Here is a 13,789-nt window from a genome sequence, read left to right on the forward strand (position 1 = left end):
CTAAATCTGAGGGTGTGATGGGTTATTGAGAAACCACTTTCGGTTCTGGCAACTGGTAGGATTCCGTTTGAGTAAGATCCGGTTTGTAGATTCGCATCATGACATCCCACCCTTTCGCCACTGGCATGGCATTCTTAGTGCCTTTAGGACAGTGACCGTAGCTCACCGTGAATGAGCCATCTTGGTTGTACTCGATGTTGTTTTTGTTCAGAACCGCTTTATCGAAAGCGATATAACCTTCGTGGTTGTATAAGGTCAGCGAGTAGAAGCCATTGCCTTTTACTTTTGGTGCTTGGTAAGTGGCTTGAGAGCAGTTGTCTGGATTGGCGACCTCGCCAGAACTGTAGTAAGAAAAGTATTGCGCTTCGGCATCAGGCAACATTCCCCAACCAATGGCGGTGCCGTACATATGCATGCGAGGATCCACCTCACCATGAGCGCCTTGCATGTTCTTTTGATTGCCCAGTTTGGCGCCTTCTTTTGTCAACGCATCACGGACAGAGACTAGTTGGGTCATATCGTAGTTCGGCATGATGTGCTCTTGGTGCGAGCCTGTGGCCACTTTGAGTTTATTCTGTATGGCTTTTACTCGAAGCAAATCAGCAGGGTCATTTGGATCTATCTGCACACGAGCAACAATCATCGCAAAGTCAGTTTGGCTCTCAATGTTATGCGTTCCCGGCGTCGAGAAAACTTGGTCGATGTAGTGATCGTTTTGCACCACCATCACCGAGATGTAACGGTCGCCGGTGTCTGGAATGGTAATACTCCCACCTTTCGACAAATCAGCAACATAACCCGAATAAATGGTGTCGCGATTCATACGAACAACCGTTTGGTTATCCAAAGGCGTCAGGCCTGGAAAGTGAAACCACTTGTTAGAACCAACCAGTTTAGTGATGTTTTTGAACGCGAGATCAGATTCCGCAAACTCGTAGTTTTTCTCAGTAACAGGGACAAGTGTTTCAGCCAATACATGGCTTGCACCCGTTAAGGCAAGTGTGGAGAGTGAAAGCGTTAATAGTTTCTTTTTCATGGAGAGCGTACTCATGTTAAGTGCTTTATGTAGGAGTATTAAGGTTCCAATGTTTATCTGTTGACCAACCTTAACCTAAGCAATAACATTCCATAAGGGACTTATTTTCACCCTGCCAATTCCAAAAGAGAATCGAGATGCTCAACGAAAAATTGTTTATTCATAAAGACTTAAACTTATTGCTGTTGTTGGTTACGCTCCACGAAGAGCAAAGTACAGCAAGAACCGCAGAGCGTTTGTTCGTCACCCAGTCGGCCGTGAGTAAAGGATTGAAGAAGCTTCGTGAGCAGCTCAATGACCCACTGTTTGTTCGTACGAGAGAAGGCTTTATACCAACAGAGAAATGCGATGAATTGGTCTCACGAGTCACCCCGTTGCTGCTTGAGCTAGAGAGCATTTATGCTGATTCCAACCAAGTATCAACACAAGCATATTCGGGTGAAATCAGCATCGCGATAAGTTCGGCGATGTACTATGCCCTAGCCGATGATGTGTATTTGCAACTTAAACAGGATTTTCCCAATGCCACGGTTCGATTGGTCAATTGGTCGGAATCCACAGAACAACAAATACTCAACACCAAAATTCAGGTTGGCATCAATTATTATCCGATAGATGTTTCTAAGGACTTAGTTCACCAGTCTGTTTTGCCTGCCGACTTTCGTTTGATCGCTCGAAAAGCTCACCCTCTTTGCGATAAGTCTGTCACTCTGGAGGAAATCTCCCAGTATCCACTCGTGGTATCCATCATTCCTAACTTCACGGCCAAGAACAGTAAAATTGAGCACACGCTTCGTAAGTTCAAACTTAGCTCGAACATTATTCTGCGCAGCGACAACGCCAACCTCTGCCTGACAACGCTCAAGCATTCCGATGCCTTAATGCCCGTCAATCATTTGTTTGCCCAAAAAGCATCGACAGAACACACGACGATCAACACCAAATTCGATATGAACAGCTATCTTCCATCCATGAAGATTGGTCTTTTTTACTCAAATCAATTTGCTGCCAGTCAGTTGGGGAAACTGATTCAAGCTTCGTTAGTAAATGCGCTAAACGCGGCACAATCGAATAAACACCAAGTCAATTCCTGAGCTGTCAGCGCTTTCCTTTACGCGTCATTATCAAATCATTTTTGACAGTGACTCAAAGACAGCGCTGTTTATCCCTCTTCACAGTAAGCCTACTATTTCCGTCACAAAGCAGTGCATGACTCCCCTTCGCACTGCTCCATAATAAGGATTTCAGTATGACTGGTACTCACGCGTCAAAAACGATAAAACTTGGTGTCACTAACCTTTCTTTCCACCGCGTTACCGCTTCTCTTGTTAGCCACGTGCTCAATGATATGGACTTTGAGGTTGAGCGCGTTTATTCACCTCATGAAGAGAACTTTTCAAAACTCAAATCCGGTGAAATCGATATGCTTTCTACGGCTTGGTTACCATCAAGCCACGGCATTTACAAAGCATCGGTAGAGGAAGTACAACCCTTGCTAGAACTGGGCTTACACTACGAACCATACGCGCTTTGGGGCGTGCCCGATTACGTGCCTGAAGAGTTGGTATCAGAAGTAAGCGACCTGACGAAACCAGAAGTCGTGGCGAAGATGAAATCGGATATTCAAGGCATCAACCCTGGAGCGGGCATCACGCGCTTTTCGATTAAGATGATGGACCAATACGCTCTGACCGAAGCAGGTTACCGTTTCCATACGGGGACGGAAGAAGATTGCTTTACTGCATTTGAGAAGGCGGTAGAGAACAAACAATGGGTTGTCGTGCCACTTTGGAAGCCTCAATTTCTTCACTATAAGTACGCAATTCGAGAAATCGCAGAACCAAAAAGTTTGCTGGGTATTGTCGATAAAGCCGTTTTGCTATTGCGCCAAGACAAATCAGATAAATTTACTCAAGATGAGCTGAATAGATTGGACGCGCTACGTTTCTCAAACGACATCATTGCGGAATTGGATTACAAAATCAGTCGAGAAGGACGAGAGTTAGACACGGTGACACGTGAGTGGTTATACAACCAGTTCTAACAAGCTTTAGGCGGTTTATAGTGCTTTGCCTTGCTTACATTGTCACATTACACCATTGCTAAATTGCATGGTAAAGCACGTTAAGTTAGTACATGGTGTTCCCGTTTGCTGACTCTTTCGGGATTTCTTGCAAAGCATCCCAATGCTCGACAATCTTGCCGTTTAAATCAAAGCGGAAGAAATCCATCGTCACGTATTCCACGTCATCAGGCCACGTTTGGTGCGTATGAAGCGCCACTAAATTGCCCTCTGCGACTGCGCGAACAAACGTAATGTCTTTCTCTGGGTACTCTTCCTGCATTCTCTCGAAGTAAGCGATAAAAGGATCAGGACCATTACCCACTAACGGGTTGTGCTGAATATACTCGTCCCCGACGTAAAGCTCGACCGCTTTTCTTGGGTTTCCTCGATATGCCATCTCATAGAAAGCAATTGCATTACGTTTGTTCCCTTCAATATCGATTTGCAAGGTGCTCATGGGTTTCTCCTATTCAACTCGCGATCGTCTACAAAGCGTAGTCGAGAATCAAAGCGCGGAGCATTTACCTCATAACGAATAAACAAAAATGCCGCATTGTGTCATGCGGCATTTTAGAGTTTGATGAGAAGTGCTCTTTACGATCAGTTGGTCGTTTTCTCAAACCTGACAACAAGACTGGTTTGGTCGAAATTACGATAACCTCGCACCATAATGCTGAACGTCCCTGCCGGTTTATTTAGAACACATTGTTCATTGCTCCCATTTTGGAATGGACGACAATCAAAGTTACTGACTGACACTTGATCGTTGTATTTTACAAAGAGATCCGCATCACCACTTCTTGGCCCAGACAAGGAAATGGTCACCTTCCCCTCCTCTTGAGTTTCAAAACTAAAGAACTGTTCTTCTCCATAGCCTGCGCGTAAATTCTCAACGGGCTCACCATCTTGTAAGGGGGTCACGCCAGTCGTGCTATCCATACTTGATTCAATCAAATAGGCGATAGCAAGCTTTGCAAAGTTACTGGCATGCGAGGCGGTCGGGTCTGAATTTTCCAACGTATCAAATTGGGTATGAATATTCGGGTTGTAGTCTTCAAACAAACTTTCGAATGGCATGGCCGCCGGATAGCCAGCATTGTGCCAAGAGGCATGGTCAGAACATGCATAGCCACAGCGATCAAACTGGTAGGTGATTTCAGGCGTGTACACATCAATCAACTCAGACAAAAATGCCGTCAAGTTGCTATCGGTATAATCGGTGATGAACGTAATATCATGCGCAGAACCGCTGTAATTGGTCATGTCTAATTGCAACACGGATAGCACGTTGGCTTTTTCGTTTTTCAGCATTTCAACGATGTCTTGTGAGCCTCTCAGTCCAACTTCTTCCGCTGCATAACCATAGAATTTGATGGTTCTGTCTGGCTGGATACCGCTGGCAATCATTAAGCGAAGTGACTCAGTCACCGTTGCAATACCAGAAGCATCGTCATCGGCGCCCGGAGATATGGTTCCCTCTTCTGTCCATGCGCCAGCTGTAGAGTCTAGGTGCCCACCCACGACAACAATTTCTTCAGGGTATTTCGCACCCAGCAACGTCACTTCAACGGATTTTTGTGGGTAGCCGCGATGGGAAATTTGTTCCGCAGAAGCATAAGAGACTCCTTCAATCTCTTGGTTCCAACGCGCCAGCAACCAATCAGAGGCTTCAACACCCGTAACGGTGGTATAAAAGCGATTAGTAAATAACGTCATGCCTTCTATGGTCTTCACCAAGTTCGTCGGCTCTACTTGATTGATGAGAGCCTCAACCGTGTCATGATGGCTGATCATCGGTTTGTTAAACGTCTTCAATGTGGTTGGCATGGTTGCGGCTTTCAATGCACTGGCTTTGTCTGGGTGCACCATATAACCACCGCAGCGATGCTTTTCATGGTGCATATGACTGGATAATGCCGCTAATTGATCTGGCGATATTTTTGCGACCACAGCTGGACGAGCACCAAAGAAATCAGAATAAACCTTGGCTCCGTGTTTGGTAATAAGGTGCACTGCATCCGCATCGGTGGTGATCCAAATTTGGCCTTTATCGGTCAATTCGTTGGCAACGACGCTACTGTTCAACGTACAGCTCAACAATGCCGATGCTAAAAGACTCTTTTTCATGTTGGTATTTTCCTTTACTAACCTTACTGACGAAAAAAGGGCTCCGTCTGGAGCCCTTTGCTATTGCGTTGTTATTTGTTTGGTTTGATGAATCGGTAACGCTTGGTTTCAGAACATACGTTGCCCGAAGTACACACTTGGTATTCCACGTCGATAGTGCCGTTATGCTCAAACTGGTCGACGTAAGACTTAAAGTCTGTTGCACCTACGTTCTTGCCATTACGTTTAACAATGAAGTAATCGTTAGTGTCATACTTCCAAGACAGCTTCACACGAGCCTTACCATTCGGGAACTTGTTACCGAAGTGGAGTTTCAGCGGGAACGCATCTGTTTGACCTTCTTCAATCGTCACCGTTTGTGTGATTGATGTGGCACTGCCTGCATCGTCCGTTACGGTTAACGTCACCGCATAATCACCTGCTGCCGCATAAGTGTGCGTCACCATTTCGCCGGTTTGAGCGCTACCGTCACCTAGGCTCCATTGGTAAGAAACGATGCTGCCGTCGCTATCGCTACTTGTGCTATGAAGTGTCACCGTTTTGCCAGAGACAGACTGATCAAACGAGGCTACTGGAGGAAGGTTTGCACTGCTATCGTCGTACGTTGCCGTTAGCTCTGCACCGTCATACTCAGCGTAACCAAATACGTTCACGGTATAGCGACCTTGCTCTGGGTTCTCAATCACACACACTTCATCACTAACAGACAAGCTAGAACAAATGTTTTCATTCGAGCTTGGTGCGTAATCTAAACCAACGTAAATGTCTGGGTCACCGTTTGGCACCGTTAGATTGATCGTAAGTTGAGGTTTGCCTTCCGGCACTTCGATATCAAAATAGGTTTTCGACCCAGTTGCGCCATCTACGGTCACTGATTGACCGTTTTCAAGACGCTGATATTCTGGCTCTGGCGGCAGTGGCGGCTCAGCACATGGCTCAACACCGACAATGCCGAATGCATCCATAACCGCAGAGGCGTCATACCCTAAGTCGTTTGCTGCGTTCTTGACGCCACATGCGCCTTGCCAAAAGTCACTATCTTGTGACCAGTAGATTTGGTTCGCGAGCACAAACAATTCAAACGCCTTTTTGGTATCCCAACCCGATGTCGTTGCTAAGTGGTAGAAGGCTTTGTTGAAAACACCCGAGCTGTAATGCACATTCAAACCATCATAGTAGTCTTGTGCATGGTTGATGGAAGAGCCATCTCGTGAAGGATCATCCATGTAACGCAATGCCCCATCCTCTTTAAAGATGTCTTTGCCGACCATCCAGTCATTCTCGCCCTTCATGTAAAACTCGGCAGCTTCGCCAGCCATATCTGAAAAGGCTTCATTCATACCGCCAGATTGATTGGCATAAACCAGCCCCGAGTTTTGCTCGGTAAAGCCGTGGCTCACTTCATGAGCTGAGACATCAAGGCTGACCAATGGGTAGAAGTAACTCTCACCGTCACCAAACGTCATTGCTTGGCCATCCCAGAACGCGTTTTCGTAACCCGTTCCATAGTGAACACGCATCATCAGTTTAAAAGTAAGTGGCGCAGTATCGAACCAGTTTTTGTACATGTCGAATACGATATTGCCAAAGTAATGAGCATCGTTCAGTGGAGAGTAAGCACCGTTAATTTCTTGAAATTCATTGCGAGGACACTCATAACTGTATGGTGTAGAACCTTCAGTTGCACCATTTAAGTTAACCGTGACAACGTTCTCCGATTCCATTACACAGTTGGTGCCATCTTCTTGTACGTCGAGGTAATGATAGTCGGTGCCATACTCATACATGCCTGTTTTTTCGTTACCACCAGGACCTGTACCGATTTGTGCATGAGCAATCCCTTCCCAACGATCAATAACTTCGCCGCTGTGCGCATCTAACATGGTAAATGGGCGAGAAGGTTGAAGGCTGTTTGCGAGCAGGTAGGAAACTACGTAAACCAATCGCGTTTTTTTACCATCTTGATAAATGAATAACTCATCTTCGACATTTCTTAGAAACTTGCCTGCGATACCTTTATTCTCAAGGTTCTTTGACGCAACTTTTAACGCTTCTGCTCGGTTCAATTTAGGCTTTACAAAGCTTCGGTCTAAATCGTTTACACGTAAATAATCGCCTTGTACGGCCTTTAAAGCACCACCTTTAAAACTTTGAGTCGCATTAAGCGAATGCCCCCATACGGGAATGCCCCAAACATTTTGTTGAATCTTTACCTTGTAAATACCACGCTTCTTTAGGTAGATGCTCTTAACTTGTTTAAAGCTAGATGCATTATTAACACCTAATTGCGAATTAAGCCCAGAGAAGTTGGTAAAGTTCACTGGCTTATTTAGTGTGACTGATTCACCTGCATGTACTGACATCGTCATTACACCTGCAACAGCGATAGCTATCAGACGTTTCTTGATTTTCATTTATCTATCTCCTTGATGTATTCGAGTCGAATCTATCAGAAAAAAACACACCGAAGTCGATAATTAAAATCAATAAAATAGTTGTGATACATCACTTAAACAAATTCATGCAACTGGTAAAAATAAAAATTACAAATTTATGACAAGGTCTTTTTTTAGGAAAGAAGATCTCATTTATAAAATGAAGAAATATTATTTTTATCACTAGATATTTTTGTTTAAAAATATTGTTTGTTTTATCCAATTATGAATAAGGTATACTACTAACACTAAATGATTAGAAATACATAAGGAGGGGCAATACTGAACCGAGCGGTGAAGTTAGCATAATTGACTTTATAATTTCAAATATAAAAACCAATAATCAAATATCACTCTTAAATTCAGAATGAATGCCATCCCAATTAAAAACCACCACTGAGATTATGATTATAATCGCACTAAAGACTGTTTAATTTAAATGACTAAGTAATACTAAAGTAGATACCAACCACTATAATCCACATTAAAATAAAGGTCATTAATCGAAAGTAGTCAACATAGAGAATATAAAAACAATAACTCTGAATAGATAAATTACAAATAAGATAATAACAAACAGGTTTTAAACAAGAGGTAAAAGGATAGATTTATTAAAACCATTAAAAACAAAGACTATGTTTATTGATAGGACAAAATCAAACAAAGTGGATATAAGTATAACCACCAAAGTTCGTTATATTTAATAATATTAACAACGGTGGAGTTACCTAAGAAAGAGAGCAACGTTAAGAAAATAAAAAAGGCTACCCTTGGGTAACCTCACACTTTTATTCGTTAATGCATCAATATCAAACTAATTCGCCTGCACCTTGAATAGAACGTTCACTGTTCTCGACAAGGAAAACCGTAGCAGTTTGCTTTAACGTCTCCCACTCGGCATCTTCGACAGCAATACCCTCGTCCCAAGATTGCTTTTGTGCACGGCTCAGTTCTTCCCCTTCTATGTGGATGGAGTACCCTTGTGAGCTTGCTTCGATATCAAAATCATTGACGGAGAGCTCAATTGTCATGCTGTGGTAATCCGTACTGTGATCTTCCACTTGGTCAGAGAAAAAAACCTCTGGTGCAATATGCCCTCGGTTAAGTACATACAAGGTGCGTTTTGGGCTAGTCCCGTTTACCCATTGAGCACGACAGGCAATCCCCTTTGCTGAAAGCCTTGCGAGCTCACTGTATGCTAACCATCGATTGTGACATTGTTTGAGTGTAATGGTGACCGATTTCGTGTTAATCATTTTCTCAAGTGCAAAGTCCAACACTGCAGGCAGATGACATGCGACGCTACCATTATGCAATTCGATTTCGATGCTTGAATCCGTATTTCCTGTAATAGTCACTGCACAATCGGAGTCCAAATTAAGGAATAAACTCGCGTTGTTAAAGTGACGAACACCATTCAAACCAACCATCTGTAAATCGGCAACCATATTGGCAATCACATCGGCTTCACCACAATGGCGACGCATACCAAGAAAGGCTTTGTTTACTGCTGCTACCAGCTCGTTATGCGAGACGATCATAATGCAAAACCTCCACTGATTTTTTGATTGTCACCTTGCGCGATTTCTTCACGCTCGGGCATGATGGGAAAGATCCATGTATCGTTATAAGCTGGGTCACGAACCTCATCCAAGAGCGGCGCGCCTTGGAAGAAGGTTACGCGCACCCATCGGTCTGAACGCGGGTCAAACTTGGTCGCGCCAAACACAGCTAGCTTGCAGCGTAGCAAATGCATTGGCAGCGCATCTTCTCGCAGCACATTCATTTGGATGTCGCCCATTTCACGGTTACCAAGGGTCCATACTCGTCGTGTAATCGCTCGGTATTGCGGATTTTGCAATAAGAATTCCGCAAGTGATGTTTCAGGCAGACATTTCAACAATGCATGGTAGTAGCGATTAACTTGTCGACCTATATCCAGTGGCAGCTCTCGCTCTTCACCAATCTCCTCACCTCGAACTCCCATTCGCGGCTCTTCTTTATCTTGTGAACGATACCAAAACCAATAGTTATTTTCTGAAAGTGTGTAATCGGCATCAATAGACCAACGATATTTGCTTTCTAGCACCTGAAGAACATCTTGAACACACTTCCCACCCGGAATCGACAAAGATTCATCGGTATTCATTTGGTTCTCAAATTCATCCACCAAAGACGGGTACAGCTCGATCAAACATGATGTTAGGATTTCTTGGGCTTCCAAACTCATTGTTGTCGTTTGTTCGATCAAGCCTCCCCAATTGATGTGATTCGAAATCAAAGCATTTAGATTAATTTGTAACGCTTTAATGTCTTCTATCGCTTTATAATTCAATTGGTCTTGATGTTGATTGATGGTAATCACTTGCTCTAAGTGGCGCTGCGCTTTTGCCAATAACGCGTTTAGTGGCGATTCTTGCTGAGTCTCGCAAGGCATCGCAAACACTTGAGCAATAGCACGTTCACGCGACGTCATCCATTGGTCAACGATACAAGGATGGTTAATAAGGTATGGTGCCATGCCCAGTCCTGTTGCGTTCCCCACACCAAGATAGCGTTGTAACCCACGATGTAGTGCGATGGCATTATCGCCACCCTGTTGTTGCGCTAAGTAATGAACCCAATCTAGGCTGAACTCACGCAATAGATACACTGCACACATTTGCGCACTGAACGACTGATTGAAATCGGGATTGTTCTCAAGCAACTTGAAATCTGCAATACCAAACTTACCATTTCCATACACCGCGGTCGTACGTAGGATGTACCCTACTTCCGCCAGTTCTTTCGGCTCGGGTTGTTGGCCTTTAGATAACGCCGCAACAATATGTTCAAACACGCGTACGCTCTTATTCGCTCGCGCTAAAACTAGTACATTATTTGGATTTCGTCCGGCTTCCTGCAAAGGAACATTAGCTCTTAACTGCTCTAAAAGTTCGACATTTACGTCGCCTTTCACTAACGCGAATGTCACGTCCCATTTCTCTGCAATGACTCGGTCATTACGCTCTTCATCGGCAATTTCATCGCAGAAGACAACCAAATGATAAACGTATTCTGGCGTCGCCAGTTTGTAGATCACATGGCCAAACCCTCTAGGGCAAAGTTGCCATTCATGCTTGTTGACTTGCCACTCTTGGCTCGCCATTTTACGAATCAGGCTTCGTACAAAGCTAATTCGGTTTTGGTGCATAGCCCCTAGCCTTTCTGGCGCCATGACAATAGCAGCGTCGCGTAGTGTTGTTTCAGTGTAAGTAGAACGATGTGCATCCATTTTGCTCACCACCTATTTTTTATTGTAAGAATATAGACTTATGCGGATGCAGGAGGAATCACCCGCACAAGCTCCACGTTATTGTTTATCAGTTATGGGTTATCGCTTTTTAGCGACTTATAACCCTTGTTCTTTTGCCATCTCGATAGCAATTTGTGGCGCGTTCCAAAGTGATGGCAGCAAAATAAGCGACACAGGAACTGCCGTAATGACAATGAAAGATTGCAAGGCAGAGATACCGCCAGACCCCAGCGAAATCAAAATCAATGCGGTCACACCCATCGCCACACCCCAGAAAGTACGAATGATGGCATTCGGTTCCGTTTCCCCACTGATGACGACGCTGATGGTATATGTCATCGAGTCACCCGTCGTTACGATAAAGATGGTGGTAAGAATCAAGAACAAGATAGAAATCAGCATCGGCATTGGCAGTTGTTGTGTTACCGCAAGCAATGCCCCAGGTAAGTTAAAGCCTTCAAACGCGGCACTGACACTACCAGGGTTTGCGATCTCAAACGCTAGGCCAGAGCCACCGACAATGGTGAACCAGAAACACGTCGTAAGCGGCGCGATGATACTGATGGTCGTAATCAATTGACGAATACTTCGACCGCGGGAAATGCGTGCGATAAAGATCGCCATCATTGGCCCATAGCCTAAGAACCATCCCCAGAAGAACACTGTCCACCAGCTCAACCAACCTTCATCACCACGGTAGGTCGCCATTGGGATAAAGTTGTCCAACATACTACCTACACCTTGAATATAAGCATTAAAGATGAAATCTGTCGGACCGAATATCAGGATGTAAACCATCAACGCCATTGCCAATATTACGTTGTATCGGCTAAGCATTTGCATACCACGATTCAGACCACTTAATGCTGAAACGGTGTAAAGTACGATGGCAAACAAAATGATGATCAATTGCGTGGTAAAGCCATCTGGGATATCAAATAGCACATTTAACGCGTAGCTAACCTGCAAACCTAAGAAGCCGATTGGACCAATCGTCCCTGCCGCTACAGCAATGATGCAGCACGCATCAATCAAAGCACCTGTTTGGCCTTTCAGTGCGCGTTCACCCAATATTGGGTAAAGTAAGATACGAGGTTTAAGCGGCAAGCCTTTATCGTAGTGAAGGTGCATCACCACGATAGACGTCAAGCTGCCAACAATTGCCCACGCTAAGAATCCCCAGTGCATGAAAGACTGTGATAAGGCATTCACCGCACCTTGCTGTGGATTTTCTTGTGGGCCATACAATGGCGGCGGACTCACGTAATGCGCAATTGGCTCTGCAGCTGCCCAAAAGACACCACCACCCGCTAGTAAGGTACAAAAGATGATTGCCATCCAGCGGAAGCCGTCCATTTCAGGCTTGGTCGTTCCACCTAACATCACCTTGCCTGTTCGCCCTGCTGCCAAACCAAGACCAATAAGAAAAGTGAGAAGAAGCAGTAATTGCCAATATGGACCGAAGACTTTTACCGACCACGCGAATCCAGTATTAACCAGTGTTGAAAGGAGTTCTCCATCATACAGTGCGATGGCAACGAACAGGGCAATAAAGCCGCCGCTATACCAAAGTGCGGGATTACTAAGCCCCAACTTATCAGGTGAGTTTTCTTTTGCTGTTGTGTCGTTGTGATTTGCTTGAGACTTCTTTGATGGCACGCTCATCGTTGAAGCTTTCACGCTATTGGTTAAATCAGACATACTCTGACTCCAGAGGTTCATTGCAGCTGCCATTGAACGGCTACAAACAGTGACTTTCACACCCGCCTATTATTGTTTTTTAACGGGCTATTCCTTGTTTAGTTGGGTTAGCTCTCTCTTGCCTCCAGACCTTCTGTGAGGAAGTTGAACCAGTTTTCACCCAGAATTTTTCCTGCCTCGGATTCAGTAAATCCGTGGCGCATTAAGCCGTTGTAAATGTTTTCCATGCCTTTGCTGCCGCTGAACCATGGCAACGCATCTGGCCAACCAGAGTTGTTTGCTGAGCCTTCGCCATAATCCATAGCTTTCGACCAACGACCGTTGCGCATCCACTCAAGCACTTGCTGTGGTTGGTTTAAACAAAGATCACTGCCGATACCTAAATGATCCACACCGAACAGGTCAGCAGTTTTCGCGACCATTTGGCAGAAATCTTCTAGCGTGCATTGGCTTCCGTTTGGAAGATGGAATGGGTAAAGACTAAAGCCAATCAAGCCGCCACGTTCGGTGAGCGCTTTAATGACCTTGTTCGATTTGTTGCGCAGCGCATCATGAGCAAACGTTGGGTTCGCGTGACTGATACAAATGGGACGTGAAGAAAGGTCAATCGCTTCCAACGTTGAGCGCTCAGCGCTGTGGGACATATCGATGATCATCCCGACACGGTTCATCTCTTCGATGGCTTGTTTACCAAAACGCGTGACACCAGAGTCGTTCTGCTCATAACATCCTGTCGCCAGCAAGCTTTGGTTGTTGTATGTCAACTGCATAATCAGCAAACCTTGGCGACGCATGACTTCTATTAAGCCGATTTCATCATCAATTGGGGAGCAATTCTGTGCACCAAAAAATACACCAACCTTTCCCTCTGCCTTTGCTTTCTCGACGTCAGCCATCGAGTAAATAGGCATAATCAGGTCTGCATTTTGTTCGAATCTCAGGTTCCATTCGGCAAAGCGAGTTAAGGTCTCGCGTGCATTTTCGTGATAAACGATCGTCGCATGCACAGCCGTAATACCGCTCGCCTTCAGCGTTTGGAAGTACTCTCTATCCCAATTGCAGTACTGCAATCCATCAATCACAATCCGTTGTTGGTACATAACCACTCCTTAAACGTTAATGAGCCTTTA

General features: G+C 44.8%; 10 protein-coding genes. 2 read left to right on the forward strand and 8 right to left on the reverse strand.

Translation table 11 applies throughout. From position 1 onward, the window contains the following. Window positions 1-22 precede the first annotated feature (22 nt). Window positions 23-1,036: a DUF1254 domain-containing protein gene (locus VJL_RS08415; RefSeq protein ID WP_038877177.1), complete on the reverse strand. Its 1,014-nt coding sequence runs from the start codon at window positions 1,034-1,036 to the stop codon at window positions 23-25. A gap of 137 nt (window positions 1,037-1,173) precedes the next feature. Between VJL_RS08415 and VJL_RS08420 the strand changes: the two genes are divergently transcribed. Both VJL_RS08420 and VJL_RS08425 read left to right on the forward strand, forming a co-directional pair. After that, window positions 1,174-2,130, forward strand: a complete 957-nt coding sequence (locus tag VJL_RS08420; RefSeq protein WP_038877179.1) for a LysR family transcriptional regulator — start codon at window positions 1,174-1,176, stop codon at window positions 2,128-2,130. A 155-nt stretch (window positions 2,131-2,285) separates the two neighbouring features. Then, window positions 2,286-3,080 carry a glycine betaine ABC transporter substrate-binding protein gene (locus tag VJL_RS08425; protein ID WP_038877181.1) on the forward strand — a complete coding sequence of 265 codons (795 nt, stop codon included), beginning with the start codon at window positions 2,286-2,288 and terminating at the stop codon, window positions 3,078-3,080. 85 nt (window positions 3,081-3,165) lie between these two features. On the opposite strand, the gene VJL_RS08430 is transcribed toward VJL_RS08425, so the two are convergent. The 7 genes from VJL_RS08430 to VJL_RS08460 form a co-directional block, all read right to left on the reverse strand. Continuing rightward, complete coding sequence (locus VJL_RS08430) at window positions 3,166-3,558, reverse strand: nuclear transport factor 2 family protein (protein ID WP_081634939.1); 393 nt, start codon at window positions 3,556-3,558, stop codon at window positions 3,166-3,168. A gap of 143 nt (window positions 3,559-3,701) precedes the next feature. Next, on the reverse strand, window positions 3,702-5,228 hold the full coding sequence (locus VJL_RS08435; RefSeq protein ID WP_038877184.1) for a M28 family metallopeptidase: 1,527 nt from the start codon (window positions 5,226-5,228) through the stop codon (window positions 3,702-3,704). Window positions 5,229-5,299: 71 nt separating this feature from the next. Further along, window positions 5,300-7,642, reverse strand: a complete 2,343-nt coding sequence (locus VJL_RS08440; protein WP_038877186.1) for a M4 family metallopeptidase — start codon at window positions 7,640-7,642, stop codon at window positions 5,300-5,302. 830 nt (window positions 7,643-8,472) lie between these two features. Continuing rightward, entirely contained in the window at window positions 8,473-9,204 is a 732-nt protein-coding gene (locus VJL_RS08445) for a DUF3726 domain-containing protein (RefSeq protein WP_038866531.1), read from the reverse strand. After that, on the reverse strand, window positions 9,201-10,937 hold the full coding sequence (locus VJL_RS08450; RefSeq protein WP_038866532.1) for a hypothetical protein: 1,737 nt from the start codon (window positions 10,935-10,937) through the stop codon (window positions 9,201-9,203). Before VJL_RS08450 ends, VJL_RS08445 begins: the two co-directional genes overlap by 4 nt. Window positions 10,938-11,054: 117 nt before the next feature. Beyond that, window positions 11,055-12,623, reverse strand: a complete 1,569-nt coding sequence (locus tag VJL_RS08455; RefSeq protein WP_439654159.1) for a BCCT family transporter — start codon at window positions 12,621-12,623, stop codon at window positions 11,055-11,057. A gap of 143 nt (window positions 12,624-12,766) precedes the next feature. Further along, a complete protein-coding gene (locus VJL_RS08460) occupies window positions 12,767-13,759 on the reverse strand; it encodes a membrane dipeptidase (protein WP_038877191.1) in 993 nt (330 codons plus the stop codon). Window positions 13,760-13,789 lie beyond the last annotated feature (30 nt).

This window comes from Vibrio jasicida CAIM 1864 = LMG 25398 (assembly GCF_000400365.1).
GTDB lineage: Bacteria > Pseudomonadota > Gammaproteobacteria > Enterobacterales > Vibrionaceae > Vibrio > Vibrio jasicida.